Raw genomic sequence first — 20,489 nt, 5'->3', positions numbered from 1 at the left:
CTGATGTTAATGAATATTGACTGGCAGATACTGGGTTTTGGCGACGAAGGGTGGGGCGGCGTGTTGCTTAATGCCGCCACCGTCACGGTCAGCGTTTCGCTCTGTGCCTGGCTGCTGGGTGCGGTGCTTGGCAGCATACTGTGCTGGATGCAGATTGCCGGCTCGCGCTGGCAGCAACGGCTGGCGGCCAGCTACATCACCCTGTTTCGTGGCGTGCCTGAATTGCTGGTGATCTACCTGTTCTATTTTGGCGGACGACAGGTGGTGTCGACCGTCGGCACCGCGCTGGGCTTCCAGGGGCCGTTTGACGTGAACGGCTTTGTGGCAGGCGCGATTGCCATCGGGCTGATCTCCGGCGCCTATCAGAGCGGTGTCTTTCGTGGCGCATTTTACGCCATCCCGAAAGGCACGCTGGAAGCGGCAACGGTCACCGGGATGGGGCGCTTAATGATGTTCCGCCGCATTATCGTCCCGCAGGCGTTGCGTACCGCACTGCCGGGAATGGGTAACCAGTGGCAATCGGTGATCAAAGAGTCGGCGCTGGTGTCGGTGACCGGGCTGGTGGAAACCATGAATCAGGTGTCAACCGCCGCCAACTCCACTCAGATGTCGTTTTTCTTCTACAGCGTCGGCGCGGTGATCTACCTGATCATCACCACCTGTTCTGACATGGTTTTCCGCTACGTGGAAAAATTTGCGATGCGCGGTCAACAGCGCGTAAAGGAATAAGGAGTCCACGTGGATATCACTTTTTTACAGCAAACGCTACTGGCACTGCTGAAAGGGCTACCGCTGACGATTAACCTCGCCCTGTTGTCGCTGCTGGGCGGCGGCCTGCTGGCGCTGCTGCTCAATCTGTTGCGCATAACGCGTGTCGGTAGTCTGTTCTGCCGTTTCTATGTCTGGCTGTTTCGTGGTACGCCACTGTTGATTCAGATTTTCATGGTCTATTACGGACTCGGCAGCTTACCGGCGGTGCGGGAAAGTCTGTTCTGGCCGCTGCTGCGTGATCCCTACTGGTGCGGGTTACTGGCGTTGATCCTCAACGATGCGGCCTACACCTCTGAAATTCTGCGCGGTGGACTGCGCGCCGTCAGCCAGCAGTCGCTGGAAGCGGCAAAGGTTTCGGGTATGGGGTCATACAAAATCTTCACCCGGATTACCTTACCGATCGCCATTCGCCAGGCATTACCGGCCTACAGCAACGAAATAATCTCGATGATCAAAGCCACCTCGCTGGTCAGCACCATCAGCCTGATGGAGATGACCGGGATTGCCGATTCGATTGTCTCTTCAACCTTTCGGGCGCTGGAAGTGTTCCTCAGTGCTGCGGTTATCTACCTGATACTGACCATGCTGGTCAGCAAAGGCGTATCGATGCTGGAACGTCGTTTATCACCTTACTATTTTGGAGCGCGTTCATGACGGCACCGACTATCATGCTGAGTCATCTCAGAAAGAGTTATGCGGGACATGAAGTGCTGCACGACATCAGCCTGACGGCGCAGGATGGCGATGTGATTTCGCTGATCGGTGCCAGCGGCTCTGGCAAAAGTACCCTGTTACGCTGCATCCCGTTTCTTGAAGTGCCGCAGGCCGGCGAGATCGCAGTGGGTGAGGTGACGGTCACGCTGGATAATGCTGATGAAAAACTGAACCGCGAGCAGCGTCGTCGCATCAAACTGATGCGGATGCAGCTCGGCTTTGTCTTCCAGAGTTTCAACCTGTGGCCGCATAAAACGGTAATGCAGAACATCATCGAAGCGCCGATTCACGTCCAGAAGCGCAGCCATAAAGAGGCGCTGGAAGAGGCAGAGGCATTGCTGCATAAAGTGGGGTTGTATGCGAAGCGCGACGCCTGGCCTTCACAGCTTTCCGGCGGACAGCAGCAACGTGTGGCGATTGCCCGTGCGCTGGCGCAGCAGCCAAAAGCGATCCTGTTTGATGAGCCCACGTCGGCGCTCGATCCGGAGCTGGTGGGTGAAGTGTTGCGGGTGATCCGTAGCCTGGCAGAAGAGGGACGCACCATGATTATCGTCACTCATGAGATGGGCTTTGCGCGGGAAGTGTCCAACAAAGCCATTTTCCTGCATCAGGGCATGATTGAAGAGTCCGGCGCGCCGGAGCAGGTATTCCTCGATCCGATTTCACCGCGCTGCCGCGCGTTTGTTAACAGCCACTTTGAGCGTAATGCAGGTTAAGCCTTTGGGCCTCATAAAGTAGCAGACATTGCGTCAGGCCTCTTTCAGAGGCCGCTCTGAATTCCTGCAGGCCATCACAAACCTATCTGGACGACACCGTTTCAGCTATTGATACTCTTTTCGGACCGCTCATCGCTGGGCTGGCCGGGGAATTTTGTTGCCTGAAGGGAAACACCTTGCTATATTGTTTCCCGTTGAGAAACAGGAGTGATCAACGTGATCAAAAGCTGGAAGCATAAGGGATTGCAAAGGCTATACGAAAAAGGTGACACGAGCGATCTGCAGGCAAAGGATATTGATCGGATCATGCTGATGGTGCTGGATAATGCCATGACAATAAATGAATTCAGGTACTTTCAGGGGTTCAACTTTCATACACTGAAAGGTGACAAATGCCATCTCTACGCGATAACCGTGCGTGCTAACTGGCGCATCACTTTCGAATTTTTCGACGGTGAAGTCTATATTCTGAACCTTGAGGATTATCACTAATGACAATGATTAACCCACCCCATCCGGGAGGATTGATTACGGAATACCTCGACGATCATCAGATGAGTCTGCGCAGTCTGGCCCGCCATATTGGCGTCTCACCATCGGCGCTGAGTAAGGTGGCAGCCGGTAAAACCGCGATCAGCCCCGAAATGGCGCTCCGGCTTGAAGCTGGTTTGGGCATTGCGGCCCGGCTCTGGCTGGCGATGCAGGCATCCTACGATCTTAACCGGGCGCGCGAGTGGGTTGATCTCTCTGGCGTCAAACTCTTATCCCCTGCTGATAAACAACTGGCGCAGTGAGCCTGCCAGCTGGCTGCGTAATGGTTTGACTCAGAAACGATCGTTATTTCTACCCGGCGTTATCGGGCTGACCGCCGACTGCTGACATACTTGCAGCGGTTGTGATCGATCATCGGCCCTTCACTTGACGAACCTGCCCGCTTAACTTAAAACTAGAACCCGTCAGGGGAGTCTCGCCAGAGAGACTGAGAGGCTAATAGCGCACCGCGCGGCTTAGCGACCCTTCGAACCTGACCCAGTTGATACTGGCGTAGGAAGACGGGCATCTGATCGCCGCAGATGCTTGCCGCAAGAGCTTTCAGCAATGCTCTCGCTTTTTTCCCTTCTGGTATCCCGGGTCTTCGCGTAGTTACGACGAGGCCACTATGAATCATCTTATCCTGAATAACGTGACGTCCCCTGGGCGGACAGCATGAGCCGTTGGTCGGTACTCGGCAGTGGTGTGGCCGGGTTGTGCATCGCCACGCTGCTGGCGGAGCGCGGCGAAACGGTTGAAGTCATTACCCGCCCTGAACGTCGTGCGGCCTCATACTGGGCCGGTGGAATGCTGGCGCCCTGGTGCGAAGCGGAGAGTGCACCGCCGCAGGTGATTGAGTGGGGCCAGCACGCCGCGGCCTGGTGGGCGAAGCGGATTGAGGGCGTTGAGCAGCACGGCACGCTGGTGGTTGCGCCGCCGCGCGACAGCCGCGAACTGACCCGCTTCGCCAGCCTGACTCAGCAGCACCAATGGGTCGCGCCCGGTGAGATTGAGCCGGCGCTGGAAAATCGTTTTGCCCGCGGGCTATTTTTTTCTGCCGAAGCCCATCTCGATCCGCGCAGTGCGTTGCAGCAACTGCAGCAGCGTTTGCTGGCGGCCAACGTGCCATTTCATTCCGGCGCGCCCGGTGGTCAGATTATTGACTGTCGGGGCATCCACGCCGGCGGGACGCAACCCGCGCTGCGTGCGGTGCGCGGCGAAATGCTGATCCTGCACGCGCCTGACCTTTCTCTTTCCCGACCCGTTCGCCTGTTGCACCCGCGCTTTCCCTGTTATCTGGTGCCGCGTGCCGGTGGGATCTTTATGCTGGGCGCAACCATGGTGGAGAGCCATGACAGCAGTCCAATCAGTGCGCGTGCCATGATGGAGCTGCTCAGCGCCGCCTATACCCTGCATCCGGCCCTGGCCGAAGCGCGCGTGCTGGAGAGCGGCACCGGCCTGCGTCCCGCTTACTGCCACAACCTGCCCGAAGTCCGCTATGAAAACGGTGTTTTCTCGATCAACGGCCTTTATCGCCACGGCTTCCTGCTGGCGCCGATGATGGCTGAACAACTCATCCAGCAACTGACTCAGGAGATGACTCATGCGAATTGAACTTAATGGACGCGGCATCGAAACCGCGGCGCGCACATTAGCCGAACTGTTGCAGGAGCAGCAGATCGATCCCGCCACGGTCGCCACGGCGCTGAACGGTGAATTTGTGCCGCGCGCCCGTTACGCCAGCCAGCGTCTTGAAGCCGGTAACCAGCTGGAAGTGCTGTCACCGATGCAGGGAGGGTAATCATGTTTTATCAACATACGCCATCATCGCGGTTTTTACTGGGCACGGCAGGCTATCCCTCGCCCGCTATTCTGCAACAGGCGATTGAGACCTCCGGCACAGAGATCATCACTGTGAGTTTACGGCGCGAAGGCAGTGCGGGCGGCGCTTTCCGTGAGTTGTTGCAACAGCTCAACACCCGCATTCTGCCCAATACCGCCGGTTGCCACACTGTCAAAGAGGCGGTGACCACTGCGCGGATGGCGCGTGAACTGTTTGGCACGTCGTGGATTAAGCTGGAAGTGATTGGCCACGCCGACACGTTGCAACCCGATCCCTTTGCGCTGGTTGAGGCGGCACGCATTCTCTGTGCCGAGGGTTTTCAGGTCTTTCCCTACACCACTGAAGATCTGATTGTCGGCGAAAAACTGCTTGAAGCGGGCTGTGAAATACTGATGCCGTGGGGCGCGCCGATTGGCTCGGGGCAGGGGCTGCGTAATATCGAAGGGCTGAAAACGATGCGCGCCTGGTTTAAGGATGTGCCGCTGATTATTGATGCGGGCATCGGTGCGCCTTCGCAGGCGGCGCAGGCGATGGAGATGGGTTTCGATGGTGTTCTGCTGAACACTGCGGTGGCGAAAGCGCGCGATCCGGTGCGGATGTCGGCGGCTTTCTCCGCCGCCATCGCGGCCGGGCATCAGGCATATCAGGCCGGATTGATGGAGCAGCGGGATATGGCCGCTGCATCAACCCCGATTTTCGGGCTGGCACAGTTCAGCTAAGGAGCCGTGATGGATCGTTATCAGCGACAAACGATGTTGCCGGAGATCGGCGAAGCGGGGCAGCAGGATTTACGCGCGGCACGGGTGCTGGTGGTCGGCGCGGGCGGACTCGGTTCAACCGTGCTGCCGCTGCTGGTCGGTGCGGGCGTGGGATTTATCCGTCTCTACGATGGCGATCGGGTTGAACTGCATAATCTGCATCGCCAGACGCTGTTTGACATGGCGGATATCGGTGAACCAAAAGTATCAGCTGCCCGGCGGGCGCTGATTCAGCGCAATCCTGACTGTGAGATAGACGCACGTGCGCAGGTGTTAAGTGCCAGCCTGCTGCCGGAGGCGCTCGATTCGATCGATCTGGTCATTGATGCGGCTGACAACTTTGCTATTACCTATCAGCTGTCGGATGCCTGTCTGCTGCGAAGCCTGCCGCTGGTCTGTGCGTCGGTGCTGGGCCGTAAAGGGTACGTCGGCGGTTTCTGCGGCGGTGCGCCAGGCTATCGTGCGTTGTTTCCGCAACTGCCGACAACGGCAGGTAACTGCAACACGGCGGGCGTAATGGGACCGGCGGTGGCGATGCTGGGCGCCTTGCAGGCCCAGATGGCGCTGAGCCTGTTGCTGAAGCTGACGCCGTCTCCGCTGGGTTGCATGATCCACTGTGATTTCATCAACTGGCATCTGCGGCAGTTTCGTTTTGATGATGCGCCGGAACCAGAAGTGCCTGGCATACCTTTTATCGATCTGCCAATGCTGACCGCCGATGACTGTATTGTCGAATTGCGCAGCCGGGAGGAAGCGCCGGTGAGTGTGGCAGAAGGGGTGCAGCGAATTCTGCCGCAGCAGATTGCGGACTGGCAGCCGCCCGCGGATCAACGCATCGTGCTGGTGTGCGCCAGCGGGATGCGTGCGGCACAGGCGGCGGAGCGATTACAAAAACGCGGTTTCCCGCGCCTGGCACTGATGGCGGCCAACAGCCTGTAGCGCATATTAGCCGAAGTGAATCAGAGCACTTCAACCAGCTGGAAGGTTTCAAACACCAGTTCCATTTCGGGATGGAAATAGCCTTCCTGCTGAAAAAAGCGCTGATGCTCCTGCTGCCAGTATTCCAGGCTGAGATCGCCTTCGCCTTCCAGCATCGCCATCTCAGGCGTGACGCGGTCAAAGCGGGTCAGGAACAGACCGGTAGTGCGAATCACACAGACTGGCCGCTGCTCACCATTGAGAATGATGCTGTGACGGCCTGGTTCAGGTTTATCTTCATTATCCTGCCAGCTGTGCAATGAACCACAGCTGGCCACTTTTTTACCGGCAATTACCAGCGTTGCCAGCTGGCTGGCAAGTTCAGGCGAGTCGCCGAACGATGCCGCGTTTGCATCCGGATATTTGTCTTGCAGTTGTTCCAGCGTCATTGCCATCAGGAAATTCTCGATTCAGGGCAGCATCTGGCGACGGTTTTGCGCATTACGACGGGTAAGCGCGAAGCAGGCCAGCGGCACCGGTAAAGTAAACAGCAGCAGTAACCACAGCAGGACATAAACCGCGTCCACACCATCATTCTGCAAATTGTTGTACAGCTTAACCGGCATTCCCTGTGGAAAATAGGCAAAAATCATCACGATACCAAATTCACCCATTGCCCGAACCCAGGCCAGCGCCACTGCGGTGGCTAAGCCTGACGATGCCAGCGGTAAGGATAACCGCCAGAAGCGTTGCCACGGCGAGGCGCCCAGCGTCCGGCCTGCCTCCAGAATCACCACCGGCACGTCGGCAAAGGCGGCGCGTGCCGCCATCACAAAATAGGGCAGGGCGCCGTACCACTGTGCCAGCACAAAGGCGGCAGGATTGTTGGTCAGCGCAATACCGGCCCGCGCCAGCAGTGACCCGGCCGGGCTGTAAGGTCCCCAGGCGCTGACCAGTAAGATGCCCATCGCCAGCGGTGGCGTCAGCAGCGGGATCAGCACCAGCATTTCAGCCACCAGCCGGGATTTACCGCGCGCCTGCGCCAGCCACCAGGCCAGCGGCAGGCCACTGAAGATCACCAGCATCAGGGAAAGGGCACCGAGACCCAGCGAAGTGGCAATGGCATTGCTGTCACCCCACGCCAGACGGAAGTGAGTCCAGTGGGTCAGGCCGATCAGCGTGACAAACGGGACGGCCAGCATCAGCAATGCGGGCAGAGAGAGCCACAGAGCAGTGGCAGGCGGACGTCTCATGGCCAGATCGCATCACCTTTCGCGGTGGCGTAACCATATTGCTGAAACAGCTGCTTACCCTGTGGGCTGCGCATAAAATCGATAAATGCCTGACCGGTCTGTACGCCATGTGGTGCGTTTTTCAGCACCGCTGCGTAATAGACCAGCGGTTGAGTATGCAGCGTTTTGTCATGGCCCTGACTGTCTTTCAGCGTGAAACTCACGGTGTCGTACCCCTGTTTCGCCCTGGCCGGATTACTGAGGTTGATGGCGTCCGGCAGTGCCAGATAAGGCAGGTGCGCGGAACGCACTTCACTTTCATAACCCGCTGCCGCATCCACCTGACCGCTTTCCAGCCGCGTCAGCAAGCCGCCTTCAAGGTTAACCTGTGCCGGATTTTGCACCCCGCCCATAATCTTCTCTGCCATACCCGGCTTCTGGTAAAACTTCTCTGCCAGCAGCAGGGTAAAAACAATATTCTGACCTTTAGGATCGTTGACCGGATCGGTGCGTCCAAATTTAAGCCCCGGCGTCGCCAGCAGATCCAGCCAGCGGCTATCGCTGCCGTTTAACGCGGCAAACTGTTGGGCATATTTTCCTTTCGGGTTATAGGCAATCACCATGCTGGTGCTGGCAACCGGCACCGCGTTATCGATCAGTCCGGCCTGTTTCAGAATGCGCATCGGACCCGGCGTAATCGAGACAAACACATCGGCGGTCAGTTTCTTACTGGCCAGCAGATGTGCCATCCCGTAAGCGCCCTGTCCCTGACCCTGATAATTACTGTTCTGCTGATGGGCGAAGGCTGGCCCAAGACCTTCATCCATTACTTTGCCCATTGAGCCCGCATAGGTAACGTGAATATCGTTACCGGCGCTGGCCGATGCGGTTAAACCCATTCCCAGTATCAGCGCCGAATAGCGTAAAAAAGCCATGTCGTTTCTCGTTATATAAAAAAGTAGATAGCGATTATCGGAACTGAAACATCGACAGGCAAGCGGGAAATTATTGCGAAATATAGCCCGGCGTCAGGTGGTCTGAATTTGAGGCAGGGAAAGGGATGCTTTTCAGATGATGACGCCCGCCAGGATTGATGAGATACGCACGCGTGCTGGCGGTCAGAAAACACTGAATTTTCCGTCTGATGCACCATCTGGCTGCGATCTGACGCGAACCTGTCATCTTAAGTAGAGAATGAGGCAAAATACCCGACACATCATTAAGTTACGTGGTCTCCAGGATTGTTAAAAAAATCACCGCTTGAACCAGACTGGTGGCGGAAAACGAGACAATCTTCGACAAAAAGATTTAAACTCATCAGCTTTTGGAATTCTGACGACCTGGTCCGGCGCAAGCGTTAAGAAACAGCTATAGTTATCACCAGACTTCAGAGCCAATAACTTGCAGACCCGATGCTGCGATACATTCCGCTGTTCATTTGCCCGGAGCCAATAAGCGTTAAAAGAGGTTAATTTTGCAGACAGATCTCTCCTGGAAAACTCTTCACCACATCATCAATCAGACTATCTCTGACATGCTGGATGAACATCAGTCGATTAACGTCTTGTCGCTGCGTGCCAGGTTACGCGAACTGGCTGAAAAGGAAGAAGATGAGATGATGGTATTGTGTTACTGGCAGGCGAGCAAAATTCTGATGCGTTTACCGGCCACCGTGACGGCCAGCCAGCTGATGTCCGCGGCGCGTCATGCTTTCCGCACTCCCCTCAATCACGACCCACTCTGATTGCTCTCGCGCAGCATTAGCTGTGCGGCAGTAAAATTCCGCATTTAACCGATGAAAAATCCGCATTATCAGCAGCTTATGACGGCTGCCTGTTGCTATGCTGACCATTGAGTTGCCACCGTTATCACCCGGCGATGCATTCATCCGTTGATTGAGGAAAGAGAATGAGTATCAAAAGTTATGCCGCTCTTCATCCCGGCGAAGCGCTACAGCCCTATGAATACCATCCCGGACCGCTGCAGTCAGAAGAGGTTGAAGTCGCTGTAGAATACTGTGGCATCTGTCACTCCGATCTCTCAATGATTGATAATGCCTGGGGTGGATCGACCTATCCGCTGGTGGCGGGACATGAGGTGATTGGCCGCATCGCGGCATTGGGCGACGGTGCGCAGTACAAAGGGCTGCATATTGGTCAGCGAGTCGGCATCGGCTGGACGGCTAAAAGTTGCCACTATTGCGATGCCTGCCTGAGCGGCGATCAGGTTAATTGTCGTCGGGGCAAAGTCTCCACCATTAATAATCACGGCGGATTTGCCGAGCGATTGCGGGCGGACTGGCAATGGGTGATTCCGCTACCTGACGGGCTGGATGCCGCCACCGCAGGCCCGCTGTTGTGCGGCGGCATGACGGTGTTCAAACCGTTGCTGATGCACAACATCTCAGCCCTTAGCCATGTCGGGGTAATTGGTATCGGCGGGTTGGGTCACATGGCGATCAAAATTCTGCGCGCGCTGGGGGCCGACGTCACCGCATTCACCTCGACAAGCGAAAAGACACCCTCCTTACTGGCGCTGGGGGCAAATCAGGTTGTCGACAGTCGCGATCTTCAGGCGCTTACTGCACTGGCGGGGCAGTTTGATTTAATTATTAATACCGTTGCGGTCGATCTTGACTGGCAGCCTTATTTCACCGCCCTGGCGCCGCATGGAAAATTTCATACGCTGGGTGCGGTGATGACACCGTTCAGCGTGCCAGCCTTTAACCTGATTGTCGGCGATCGCAGCCTGAGCGGTTCCTCGACCGGATCACCGGTTCAGCTCCGGGCGCTGTTAAAACTGGCGACCCGCGCCAATATCGCGCCGATAGTGGAATATTTTCCGATGTCGCAGATCAATCAGGCGCTCGACCATTTACGCGCGGGGAAAGCCCATTATCGCATCGTCATGAAGGCGGATTTTTGATTCTGACGCCTGAATTAGTGGCTGCTTCGTTCAGGCACCGCTGTTTTTCCTGAACTCTGTTAAAATTGACCTTTATGCCACTTTGCAGGATGCATGCTCGGGAGAAACTATGTTGTGGATTTGGAATGCCCTGATTGTTCTGGCCACCGTTATTGGCATGGAGATAACGGCTGCGCTGGCACACAGATATATTATGCATGGCTGGGGTTGGGGCTGGCATCTTTCACATCACGAGCCGCACAAAGGCTGGTTTGAACTCAACGATATGTACGCGGTCTTATTCGCCGGACTGGCGATTCTGCTGATTTATCTCGGTAGCACCGGCGTCTGGCCACTGCAGTGGATTGGTGCAGGAATGACGGTTTATGGCCTGCTCTATTTCATGGTGCATGACGGGCTGGTGCATCAGCGCTGGCCGTTCCGCTACATTCCGCGTCGCGGTTATTTCCGCCGTCTCTATATGGCGCATCGGATGCATCATGCTGTGCGCGGTAAAGAAGGCTGCGTGTCGTTTGGCTTCCTGTACGCGCCGCCGCTGTCAAAGCTGCAGGCGACGCTACGGGAACGTCACGGCGCTAAAGCGGGCGCTGCCAGAGATATGCCGGACGAGGAGCATGACGCGCCAGCCGGGAAGTAATCGCCTGGCCTGAAGCCGTCACCAGCAGCACCAGTTTCTCGGGTGTGCTGGTGGACTGGCGTTGATCCCACGCCTGCTGACCCGCCTCATCGACCTTCGTCCCAATCTTACGATACACCTGCTTTGCCGTAGCGATCGCCCATGCCGAGCGCAACGGTAAGCCAGCTAAACCCGCCGTGGCCGAGTGATAATAGGGTTCCGCGTGCTGCACCAGCCGCCGCGCAATCCGGCTCAGTGCCTGACGATGTTCAGGCGCAGCCAGGTTTTCGGTGGTTAATCCTTCTTCAGCCAGCCATGCCGCAGGCAGATAGCAGCGGCCCGCTTGCGCATCGTCGACGATGTCGCGCGCAATATTGGTCAGCTGAAAGGCGAGACCCAAATCGCAGGCACGATCTAAAGTCGCGTTATCGCGCACGCCCATGATCTGCGCCATCATCAGACCCACCACGCCCGCTACGTGATAGCAGTAACGCAGGGTGTCATCCAGCGTCTGATAACGAGCACCGCGCACGTCCATCGCAAAACCGGCCAGATGATCAAAGGCGTAGGCGGGCAGGATGTCGTGTGCCATTGCCACTTCCTGAAACGCGGCAAATGCCGGTTCATGCATCTGCGAACCGGCGTAGGCCTGGCGCGTTTTCATCTCCAGCTGCGCCAGCCGCTGTTCAGGTGATTGCAGTGAAGGCGCATCATTGCTGAAACCCAGAACCTGATCGTCGATCACGTCATCACAGTGGCGGCACCAGGCGTAGAGCATCAGCACGCTGCGTCGGGTTTTGGCATCAAACAACTTCGAGGCGGTGGCAAAACTTTTCGATCCCACCTCCATGGTTTCAACGGCATGATCGAGTAATGACGCATTATTCAAGCCAGATCCTCCAGCATTAATCCTGCCGTCGCTTTCGCTGATCCAATCACGCCGGGAATGCCCGCACCAGGATGGGTACCTGCGCCAACCAGATAGAGATTATTGATATGCTTATCGCGGTTGTGCGGCCGGAACCAGGCACTCTGCGTCAGAATAGGTTCCACCGAGAAGGCGGATCCCTGATATGCATTCAGTTCATCGCGGAAATCAAACGGCGTGAACATCCGATGCGTTACCAGCTGGCTGCGCAGGCCTGGCATGTAGTGCTGCTCAAGATAGTCAAAGATACGATCGCGCAGTCGTGGGCCTTCGACGGACCAGTCAAGATCGGCGGTACCGAGATGAGGCACCGGTGCCAGAACGTAATAGCTGCCGCATCCCGGCGGAGCAAGCGACGGATCGGTGACGCACGGGGCATGAAGGTAGAGTGAAAAGTCCTCCGCCAGTCCATCGCGATTAAAAATTTCATCGATTAATTCGCGATAGCGCGGTCCGAAGCAAACGGTATGGTGCGCGAGTTGATCGTGATGATGATTAAGACCAAAATAGAGCACAAACAGTGAGTTACTCATCCGCTTGCCCTGCAGGGTTTGTCCCTGCGCGACCGATGCCGGATGCTGACTCAGCAGATCGCGGTAGGTATGGACCACGTCGGCATTCGAGGCAACAGCGGTGGTCGGCAACACCCGTCCGTCCTGAAGATGAACGGCAGTGATCTTGTCTCCCGCGGTTTCCAGCTGGGCGACTTTGGCATTCAGTTCAACTTCACCACCCAGATCTTCAAACAGTTTCACCATACCCTGCACCAGTGCGCCGGTGCCACCGCGCGGGAACCAGACACCCCATTCGCGCTCCAGCGCATGAATCAGGGTATAAATCGACGAAGTGGCAAACGGATTACCGCCCACCAGTAGCGAGTGGAAGGAGAACGCTTGGCGCAGGTGCTCATCTTCGATGTAGCTCGCCACCTTGCTATAAACACTGCGCCACGCCTGCAGTTTAGCCAGCTGTGGGGCAGCGCGCAGCATATCGCGGAAGGATAAAAACGGCACGGTACCGAGCTTCAGATAGCCCTCGGCAAACACCGCACGCGAATAGGCGAGGAAACGGCGATAGCCTTCTACGTCACGCGGATTGAAAGCGGCAATTTGTGTCTCCAGTGCCGGCTGGTCATTGTCGTAGCTGAACACTTTGCCAGACTCCCAGCACAGGCGATAAAACGGTTTTACCGGCAGCAATTCGACATAATCGGACAGCTGCTTACCGGCCAGCACGAACAGCTCTTCGATGGCGCTGGGATCGGTAATGACCGTTGGGCCAGCATCAAAGGTATAACCCTGATCCTGATAAACATAAGCCCGACCGCCCGGCTTATCGCGCTGCTCCAGCAGTCGGGTAGGGATACCGGCAGCCTGAAGGCGGATTGCCAGCGCCAGGCCACCAAAGCCTGCACCAATTACTGTGGTTCTTTTCATTGCATCGCCTGTTGACGGTGAGGAGTCATAACAGCCTGTAGCGCTGCCAGTACGGGAACCGGCGGCTTGCCGCTTAAAATGCGCAGCCGATCAGGCAAAGTAAGTTTTCCCGCATAAAAGCGGGCAATCAGGCCTTCCGGCAGGCCGTAAAAACGCTGCATCACCTGCCAGCGCTGGTCGGCTGGACCGGCCAGAAACAGCATCCGGTTCAGCATGCGAAAAAATCGCTGCTGCTGCCAGGCCTCGCTGGCGAAGTGCTGAATAGTGGCGTGCAGCGTATCCGAATTAAAGGTAGTCATCTGCGCCAGCCGATCGGCCAGCGCCACCGCCAGCGGCAGAGAGTAGCCGGTGGTGGGATGAAACAGCCCGGCGCGCAATCCGCTGCACGGCAGATCGCGGGTCTGCCAGAAGACGTCAATGTCGCCGGTCAGGGTAATTGGCAGCGCACCCTGTTCTTCACGCAACAGCCGCGTTAACTGCCAGCCCTGGCGAGCGGCATAGTCGCGAATATTCTGCCGGGCGCGATCGGCGCTCAGCGTAGCGTCATCAATGTAGTGAGTATCTTCAATCAACAGGGTGTCGGCTGAGAAGGGCAGGCTGTAGACAAAGCGGTAACCTGCCTGTTGATCGACCGTTGCATCCATAATGATCGGTGTGGTCAGACCGTGCGGCTGGCTCAGTTGCCACTCCTGCCCGACAAACGCCTGAAACCCCATGCGTAACGCCGTATCCGGCTGATAACCCCGGCCATCAATCACGGCGCTGGCCGCCAGCACACGACCATCAGCCAGGGTTACCGAGCGTGAAGCCACGCTTTCAACTGCGGTGTTCAGCAACAGATGCTGTTCAAAACGATCATGCATCACCTCCGCGAAACGTTCAGCCGTCACGCAAAAATAACCGCTGTTAAGGTTGCGGTGACGCTGGGGGAAACGCACCTGATAGCCAGGCCAGTGATGAACCACCAGCGGGGCGACCCAGCGGTGCTGGGTTTCGCTGAGATCCTCGGCGTGAAACGACCAGGTATGATTAGCACCAGGCTGACTCTCAGCCTCAATCAGCAGAATACGCAGTGACGGATGTTGCTGGCGCAGGCGTAACGCGATTAAGCCATTGGCCAGCCCGCCGCCGACCAGAATCAGATCATACGACGGCATAGTCCCTCCTGGTCACAACGGGCCGTCGGGTGCGCATCGCCTGCTCGACAATGTCTGCCGCCAGCGCAGTGCCGCCCGCCGCGGTGACAGCGTTGCGCATCCGGGTCATCTGCTGCCGGTAACTGTCGTCGTCGAGCAGCGCCTGCAGTTGCCGGGCCAGTGCATGGCTGGTGGCAAAACGGGAAACGCGACGTCCGACGCCATGATAAACAATGCGCGCGGCAACGCCCGGCTGATCAAAAGCCAGTGGGATCGCCAGCAACGGCGTCAGATGATGAATAGCATCGAGTACGGTATTCATACCGCCGTGGGTAATTGCCAGATCCGCCTGGGATAGGGCGGCAGCCTGGTCGGCAAAATCCACCACCTCTGTCTGACTGCTACGCGCCAGTTTCTCGGCCTGAAACGGTGTCAGGCGACCGCAGTGCGCCAGCAGCAACTGCGCATCCAGCTCCTGGCAGGCCCGGACGATGGTTTTGAATAAGCCGTAACGGTGTCCCTGCAGCGTGCCGAGTGAGGCGAAAATCCGGGGTTTGTCGCCATGCGGAAAGTAGCGTGGGGCAGGTGATGAAGATGGCATAGTGGCGCGCAGCGGTCCGACCGCATGAAAATGGCCCGGCAGCGCCTGGCGCGGAAAATCAAATTCCGGAATCAGCTGGCTGATCTGGGCCAGCGGTGAAAAACAGTGGTGCAGTTTTTCCCGCGGCGCTAATCCCAGCGCATGGGCATTGCGGGCGATAACCCGATCGTGACGGCGCATCAGCCAGTCATAAATTTTTTCACTGGTGCGATAACGTTCACGTGCCGCATCGCTGGTGCCATAGTCAAACGGCATCACCGCCAGCGGAAAGTCAGCTTCACGGTTGAGCGGCAGCGCGCAGGCCACCGACACATAAGGCAGATCCAGCGCTTCCGCCGCCAGCGCGCCGGCAGGCTCCATCTGATCGACAATCACCCCGTCGACGGCCAGCGTATTTAGCACCACCGGCAGCTCACGACAAAGCATATCGCTGGTGCGGGCCATCTCGTTGATCAGTTTCAGCATAGACGGGCCCAGCGGATGCGCCGCCAGTTGCAACGTATGCGTCAGGCTGCCCGCAGGATGAGTGGATAATCCCAGCGGGAAAAAAGCGATATTACTGTCATTGAGTAACGCCTTAACATCGATTTGCTGGATGAACGTCACGCGATGACCGCGTGCAATCAGGGCCTGGCTGAGATGCTGAAGCGCCCGAACGTGGCTGAAGAAAGGCGGCGCAATCACCGCAAAGTGGCTCATGCAGCATCCTTAACTGACGGCAGCGAGTTTTTTCTCAAACCAGGCCTGAATGAAATGTTGCGTGGCGTAACCGTCATGGCAGGCCAGCAGAAGATGTTCGCTGGCGCAACGCAAATGATCGCGCAGGCGGTTTTCGACCGCCTGGGTGCCCAGCAGGTTGACCAGGGTCGATTTGCCCGCATCCTGATTAATATCTTTACCGGTATCGCTCATACCATCGGTCAAGTCATCCAGCAGTTGAAATGCCTGTCCAAGATTGAGTGAGAACCGATGAAGCTGCTCGCGTACATCATCTGACGCACCGGCGGCAATCGAGGCCATCTGCATGGAGGCGCAAAACAGGGTGCTGGTTTTAAAATGATTGGTCATCAGAATGGCATCAGCGCTGCGCGGTTTATCCCCTTCGGAGAGGTCTTTAAACTGCCCCTGCACCAGCCCCTGCATCCCGATTGCATGGGAGAGTTCGCTGACCGCCTGCGTTCTGGCGCTGGCCGAGAGACTTTCTGCCGTCGCAATCACGCCAAAGGCTTTGCTCAGCAAGGCGACCGCCGCCAGAATCGCCACATGTTCACCATACTGGCAATGAATGGTAGGGCGTCCACGCCGCATCTGCGCGTCATCCATACAGGGCATGTCATCCAGAATAAGCGAAGCGGCATGGACCATCTCAACCGCACAGGCGAGATCCAGCAGGCCGGTCGGGCTGGCTTTACAGCCGAGATCGCGTGCCACCAGCAGCAGCAGCATCGGACGAATACGTTTACCCGGTGCCAGTGCGCCTTCGCGCATTGCCGCACCGACAAAATCACGTTCACCTTCGACCGGCAACAAGGTGTCGAGCCGTTGCTCAATATCGTTCAACAGATTTGCTGCATCGCTGTGTGTGGAATTGACGTGTTTTTCTGCGCAGACCGTCATTAAGGCTGTCCTTATCTACAGAGGAATTCACAGCAGGTCGAAATGATTCGATGCCATCTTTAATAATCGTCCCCGGCTGCCATAGCATAGTTGGCAGGTTTTCAAAGAACGGCGGGTAAATCCATCCAAACAATAGTAGTAGAGGATCACGAAAAAGTTGGGAAATTCAGCGGCATTCAGCGTTTCTTTACCTGAATTTTACCGTGAGCCGGAGCCGGATTATCCGAGTAAACGACGCAGCTGGCTGATTATTCCAGCGACTTCTTCAGCGCTTAATGCGCCATCTTTAGCGAAGCGAACTTTGCCCTGACGGTCAATCACCGCTACCGCTGCGTTGCCTGGTTTGAGTTGCCAGCTGTGCGCTGTCACGCCGCTGTTATCAATAATAAACTGCTGCCACGGTGCGGCTTTCTTGCTTGAGGCGATACTGCGTACCACAAACAGACCGCTGCCGGGCAGGGCATCGTCGGTATTCACAATGGTGGTGGTCTGGAAACCCTGACGCGGCAAATTCGCCTGCTGAATCGCCTCAATTAACCCTGCGCTCTGCTCTTTTGCCGACAGGCGACCCGCGACATGAATAAGTAATCTGACTTTACCGGTCAGGGTCTGGCTATTCCAGCGCTGGTAATTAACCTCGTCATGCTCGATCACCATCTCGCCTTTATCGGCAATGTAAACCGGGGGCACCGGCTGACCGGGAACCAGAGTATGTGCGCAACTCAAAGCTGAAACAAATAGCAGACTTATCAATCCATAACGGCGCACGGTATCCTCACTTCTTCGTCGTTTTGCGGTCGGCTGGCTGGAAATTTCAGTAACAGGCTGAAGATTAGTAACACATCTCTGTTTCAGATCAATAAAAGCATTTAAGACATGGATCGAAAATGCAGGCTGATAATCTGTTCAGGAGGTGAGAGATGAGTACAGCATTAATGACATTACCTGAATTTGCCCGTTATATTGGCATCGAAACACCGACGCTGGCGCGTGCGTTTTGTTGTCGCGGATCGCTGGCCGGCGTGCCGCTGCCACAGGCGATGGATGACGCGCCCCTGACCCAGCGTCACTGGCTGCGTGACGATGTGCGGCAGTTCAACCACATGTTCAGGCGGGTTCAGGCGATGCAGCAGCAACGGCCGCAGTAACGCAGCGATCAGAACCAAAGGTCATTCGCGCGGGAAAGTTTCCCGCGCAGTGTTATGCCGCGCTATCAGGTTTAACCAGAAAGCAGATCAGATTGGCGTCACGGTCACCGACAATTTCCAGCGAGTCATCGACTCCGCTGATGGCATCACCGCGAGACAGCCGCTCTTCACCGATCCGAATCACGCCTTCCAGCACCGTTATGTAAGCGACGAAACCAGGCAGCGACGGCACCTCAAGCGTATGACCACGCTCCAGCAGCGCATCGTAGATGTACGCATCCTGCCGAAGTTCCAGCGGGGCGTCAGAGGTTTCCGGCCCTGCCAGTTCGGTCCAGCCGTTGGCCATAATGCCCTGATCACGCTCCAGCACCTGCGTCATGCCTTCGCCGCCGCGCTCAGCCGGTCGGATCACCGCCTGTAACAGTTCCGCCTCATACAGTGGAACTGACTCTTCATACTGTACGCCATCACCGGCGTTGACCAGCATCACCCGCTTTGCAGAGAGCGAGGTGCTTTCACCGTTACTGTCCTGATGGCGCATCGATCCGCGCCACAGATAGGTAAACACCTCTTCATCGCGATGCAGCTGCATCGGAATACGGGCATCGAGTTTTAGCGTCATCAGGTCAACGCTGACCAGTGGGCTTAACGCCTCGCCGGGTCGCTGGCGGCGTACGGTAAAAGGTCCGTACTCAAACAGTTGTTCAGGATTAGCTCGCACGATGTTCATGATTGGCTCTTTTATAATGGGGTCAATGACAATGATGATAGCGGTTACGCAGGGAATGAGAAGCCGGCAGATTTGCCGGGCCTCGTCAGTTAATTTGAATAACGATCTGCCCGCCGTAGAGGCGGGCAGATCGTCTATTTGCCTTGCTCGTCGCTTTCGCCCAAAAAGAAATACCACAGCGGAATCGATAACAGGCCGGTGAAAACCGTGGAATAAAGCAGGATCATCATCGCCTGGGTGATGTACATGGTCAGCGACCAGCTGCTGAACGGGATCTGATACTGATCGATCACACCGCCAATCATCGCGTTCGCCATCACGGTAATGACAATCAACGCCAGTACCGTCACGCTGCGCAGAAAATAGCGCATCTCCTTGCGTTTATTCGCAAAGCGCGCCTGAATAATCGCCAGCGGTGACTGCTTATCCGGCGCGGTATCGATACGTTGTTCCGTTGCGCGCTGCGCACGACGCCAGCGCTGAATATCGATCAGCATCATGACCAGAAGACTGATCCCCATCAGCGGCAGCGCGTAGCCCAGTGCCAGTACCAGAATAAGGCTGGCACCCTGAGCGTAGCGCGGCAGCGACAGCCAGGCTGACAGGAGTGTCTGCGACGGGCTGATCTGCGGCACGGCCGGACGACGTATCCACCACATACGGTAGCCCAGCACAATCATCGCACAGAGTCCGAAACCGAACAGCGCCAGAATCAGCTGGTTGGGCAGGCCAAACAGCACGCCCATGTGCGCATCCACGCCCCAGCGGGTCAGTTTTGCCACCAGCGGGAAGTGAGCAAACTCCACCCGATCGACCAGACTAAAATCATTGGGATTGATCGAGACCGCATCGACCTGGCTCGGCCAGCTGCGATCAATCTCAGAGACGGTCCACGCCTGATCAGGCGCTTTCGGCTGACGTAACTCCAGCTTGCTGGCGTGCAGACCGGCGTCCCGCGCGGCGTCCAGAGCGCGATCCCAGTTGCCATCCGGCTGATTTGGCACCACGGGCGCGGCTTTTCTGGCCGGCATCGCCATATCCGCCATTGTCATACCTTCCATGTTTCCGCGGTGGTCAGCATGGGGATCGGCAGCGGTCTCAGGCGCAGCACCGTTCAGCGCGGTGGTGACCTGCGGGGTCATCCAGCCCAGATCGCTACGCATTTTTTCAATATTGTTGCCCGCCCACTGTGACCAGGTCAGTCCGGTGACAGAGAAGAACACCAGTCCGACCGCCAGCACCAGTCCCAGCATAACGTGCCAGTGACGGGTGGCGGCGAAACCGCGACGGGGTTTTCTGGCGGCACGACGTGGCCGGGTTCCCAGCCACAACACGATACCCCCGAGAGCCGCGACCCACAGCCAGGAGGCGGCCAGTTCGCTGTAGTTGCGGCCTGCGTCGCCCAGCAGTAACCCGCGATGCAGCTGATCGAGCCACATGCGCAGCGGCAACACACCGCTGGTACCATACACCGTCATGTCACCCTTAACCTGCAACGTATAGGGATCGATAAACAGCGAGCGGGATTCCGACGGGCCGAGGTCGCGTCCGGAGAACTGTACCCGGGTGGTATCCTGCGGACCCGGTGCCGGACGAACGGCGTAAATGCGCGCATTTTCACCGGCGCGCTGGCGGGCAGCGGCGATTTGTGCCGACAGCGGTTTTGCCACGCCCTGCGCATCCGTGGTTAAGGCGTCATGATAGATCGCCTGCTCAAGCTGCGGCGTCAGAACGTAAAGCGTGCCGGTCAGCGCGGCGACAAAAATGAAGGGCGCAATGAACAGGCCAATATAGAAATGCAGGCGGCGAAACAGATTCAACACCGTACCGTGCGGTGCAGGTGTTACTTCCTGAGTTGAGGACATAGAT

General features: G+C 57.1%; 24 protein-coding genes and 1 riboswitch. Of the genes, 13 read left to right on the top strand and 11 right to left on the bottom strand.

Annotated elements, in window-relative coordinates:
• Positions 1-3 precede the first annotated feature (3 nt).
• The 9 genes from ACLIBF_RS22335 (at position 4) to ACLIBF_RS22295 (ending at position 6,272) form a co-directional block, all read left to right on the top strand.
• Complete coding sequence (locus ACLIBF_RS22335) at positions 4-729, top strand: ABC transporter permease (RefSeq protein WP_208612727.1); 726 nt, start codon at positions 4-6, stop codon at positions 727-729.
• A gap of 9 nt (positions 730-738) precedes the next feature.
• Positions 739-1,425, top strand: a complete 687-nt coding sequence (locus ACLIBF_RS22330; RefSeq protein ID WP_448310701.1) for an ABC transporter permease — start codon at positions 739-741, stop codon at positions 1,423-1,425.
• Positions 1,422-2,201, top strand: coding sequence for an ATP-binding cassette domain-containing protein (locus ACLIBF_RS22325; protein WP_233988569.1), 780 nt, complete (start codon positions 1,422-1,424; stop codon positions 2,199-2,201). Before ACLIBF_RS22330 ends, ACLIBF_RS22325 begins: the two co-directional genes overlap by 4 nt.
• 216 nt (positions 2,202-2,417) lie before the next feature.
• Positions 2,418-2,693, top strand: coding sequence for a type II toxin-antitoxin system RelE/ParE family toxin (locus ACLIBF_RS22320; RefSeq protein WP_448310700.1), 276 nt, complete (start codon positions 2,418-2,420; stop codon positions 2,691-2,693).
• Positions 2,693-2,995, top strand: coding sequence for a HigA family addiction module antitoxin (locus ACLIBF_RS22315; protein WP_094119058.1), 303 nt, complete (start codon positions 2,693-2,695; stop codon positions 2,993-2,995). Before ACLIBF_RS22320 ends, ACLIBF_RS22315 begins: the two co-directional genes overlap by 1 nt.
• Before the next feature lie 154 nt (positions 2,996-3,149).
• Positions 3,150-3,269, top strand: a riboswitch (TPP riboswitch).
• A 138-nt stretch (positions 3,270-3,407) separates the two neighbouring features.
• On the top strand, positions 3,408-4,346 hold the full coding sequence (locus tag ACLIBF_RS22310; RefSeq protein WP_094119059.1) for an FAD-dependent oxidoreductase: 939 nt from the start codon (positions 3,408-3,410) through the stop codon (positions 4,344-4,346).
• Positions 4,336-4,533 carry a sulfur carrier protein ThiS gene (gene thiS, locus ACLIBF_RS22305; protein WP_094119060.1) on the top strand — a complete coding sequence of 66 codons (198 nt, stop codon included), beginning with the start codon at positions 4,336-4,338 and terminating at the stop codon, positions 4,531-4,533. Before ACLIBF_RS22310 ends, thiS begins: the two co-directional genes overlap by 11 nt.
• A gap of 2 nt (positions 4,534-4,535) precedes the next feature.
• Positions 4,536-5,294: a thiazole synthase gene (locus tag ACLIBF_RS22300; RefSeq protein WP_448310699.1), complete on the top strand. Its 759-nt coding sequence runs from the start codon at positions 4,536-4,538 to the stop codon at positions 5,292-5,294.
• Between the two features lie 9 nt (positions 5,295-5,303).
• Positions 5,304-6,272, top strand: coding sequence for a ThiF family adenylyltransferase (locus ACLIBF_RS22295; RefSeq protein WP_448310698.1), 969 nt, complete (start codon positions 5,304-5,306; stop codon positions 6,270-6,272).
• Between the two features lie 20 nt (positions 6,273-6,292).
• On the opposite strand, the gene ACLIBF_RS22290 is transcribed toward ACLIBF_RS22295, so the two are convergent.
• The 3 genes from ACLIBF_RS22290 to ACLIBF_RS22280 are packed head-to-tail and all read right to left on the bottom strand — an operon-like array spanning position 6,293 to position 8,418.
• Positions 6,293-6,706 carry an ASCH domain-containing protein gene (locus ACLIBF_RS22290; RefSeq protein WP_143807210.1) on the bottom strand — a complete coding sequence of 138 codons (414 nt, stop codon included), beginning with the start codon at positions 6,704-6,706 and terminating at the stop codon, positions 6,293-6,295.
• Between the two features lie 15 nt (positions 6,707-6,721).
• The gene (locus ACLIBF_RS22285; protein ID WP_448310697.1) at positions 6,722-7,504 is read right to left on the bottom strand and encodes a molybdate ABC transporter permease subunit; all 783 of its coding nucleotides are present in this window, start codon (positions 7,502-7,504) and stop codon (positions 6,722-6,724) included.
• Complete coding sequence (locus ACLIBF_RS22280; protein ID WP_448310696.1) at positions 7,501-8,418, bottom strand: extracellular solute-binding protein; 918 nt, start codon at positions 8,416-8,418, stop codon at positions 7,501-7,503. The genes ACLIBF_RS22285 and ACLIBF_RS22280 overlap by 4 nt, the downstream gene beginning before the upstream one ends.
• A gap of 539 nt (positions 8,419-8,957) precedes the next feature.
• Here ACLIBF_RS22280 and ACLIBF_RS22275 point away from each other — a divergent pair.
• From ACLIBF_RS22275 to ACLIBF_RS22265, 3 genes are all read left to right on the top strand, one after another.
• Positions 8,958-9,227, top strand: a complete 270-nt coding sequence (locus ACLIBF_RS22275; RefSeq protein ID WP_094119064.1) for a hypothetical protein — start codon at positions 8,958-8,960, stop codon at positions 9,225-9,227.
• A 164-nt stretch (positions 9,228-9,391) separates the two neighbouring features.
• Positions 9,392-10,408: an NADPH-dependent aldehyde reductase Ahr gene (gene ahr, locus ACLIBF_RS22270; protein ID WP_448310695.1), complete on the top strand. Its 1,017-nt coding sequence runs from the start codon at positions 9,392-9,394 to the stop codon at positions 10,406-10,408.
• Positions 10,409-10,517: 109 nt separating this feature from the next.
• The gene (locus ACLIBF_RS22265) at positions 10,518-11,045 is read left to right on the top strand and encodes a sterol desaturase family protein (RefSeq protein ID WP_094119066.1); all 528 of its coding nucleotides are present in this window, start codon (positions 10,518-10,520) and stop codon (positions 11,043-11,045) included.
• Here the strand turns inward: ACLIBF_RS22265 and crtB are convergent.
• The 6 genes from crtB to ACLIBF_RS22235 all read right to left on the bottom strand — a co-directional run bounded on the left by crtB (position 10,984) and on the right by ACLIBF_RS22235 (position 17,495).
• A complete protein-coding gene (gene crtB / locus ACLIBF_RS22260) occupies positions 10,984-11,913 on the bottom strand; it encodes a 15-cis-phytoene synthase CrtB (protein ID WP_094119067.1) in 930 nt (309 codons plus the stop codon). The genes ACLIBF_RS22265 and crtB overlap by 62 nt on opposite strands.
• Positions 11,910-13,388 (bottom strand): phytoene desaturase, encoded by a 1,479-nt coding sequence (locus ACLIBF_RS22255; protein ID WP_448310694.1) that lies wholly within the window; start codon positions 13,386-13,388, stop codon positions 11,910-11,912. Before ACLIBF_RS22255 ends, crtB begins: the two co-directional genes overlap by 4 nt.
• Positions 13,385-14,545: a lycopene beta-cyclase CrtY gene (crtY, locus tag ACLIBF_RS22250; RefSeq protein WP_448310693.1), complete on the bottom strand. Its 1,161-nt coding sequence runs from the start codon at positions 14,543-14,545 to the stop codon at positions 13,385-13,387. Before crtY ends, ACLIBF_RS22255 begins: the two co-directional genes overlap by 4 nt.
• On the bottom strand, positions 14,532-15,824 hold the full coding sequence (locus tag ACLIBF_RS22245; RefSeq protein WP_448310692.1) for a glycosyltransferase: 1,293 nt from the start codon (positions 15,822-15,824) through the stop codon (positions 14,532-14,534). The genes crtY and ACLIBF_RS22245 overlap by 14 nt, the downstream gene beginning before the upstream one ends.
• A 9-nt stretch (positions 15,825-15,833) precedes the next feature.
• Entirely contained in the window at positions 15,834-16,742 is a 909-nt protein-coding gene (locus tag ACLIBF_RS22240; RefSeq protein WP_448310691.1) for a polyprenyl synthetase family protein, read from the bottom strand.
• A gap of 219 nt (positions 16,743-16,961) precedes the next feature.
• Positions 16,962-17,495 carry a YtfJ family protein gene (locus ACLIBF_RS22235; RefSeq protein ID WP_094119183.1) on the bottom strand — a complete coding sequence of 178 codons (534 nt, stop codon included), beginning with the start codon at positions 17,493-17,495 and terminating at the stop codon, positions 16,962-16,964.
• 167 nt (positions 17,496-17,662) lie between these two features.
• Between ACLIBF_RS22235 and ACLIBF_RS22230 the strand changes: the two genes are divergently transcribed.
• Entirely contained in the window at positions 17,663-17,890 is a 228-nt protein-coding gene (locus tag ACLIBF_RS22230; protein WP_094119071.1) for a hypothetical protein, read from the top strand.
• A gap of 52 nt (positions 17,891-17,942) precedes the next feature.
• Here ACLIBF_RS22230 and ACLIBF_RS22225 read toward each other — a convergent pair whose 3' ends face one another.
• The gene (locus tag ACLIBF_RS22225; RefSeq protein ID WP_448310690.1) at positions 17,943-18,620 is read right to left on the bottom strand and encodes a pirin family protein; all 678 of its coding nucleotides are present in this window, start codon (positions 18,618-18,620) and stop codon (positions 17,943-17,945) included.
• A gap of 134 nt (positions 18,621-18,754) precedes the next feature.
• A complete protein-coding gene (locus ACLIBF_RS22220) occupies positions 18,755-20,485 on the bottom strand; it encodes a DUF2534 family protein (protein ID WP_448310689.1) in 1,731 nt (576 codons plus the stop codon).
• Between the last annotated feature and the right edge of the window lie 4 nt (positions 20,486-20,489).

The sequence above is a fragment of the Pantoea sp. PGP6 genome, from assembly GCF_053474785.1.
This window is presented reverse-complemented; position numbering and strand designations above follow the sequence as displayed.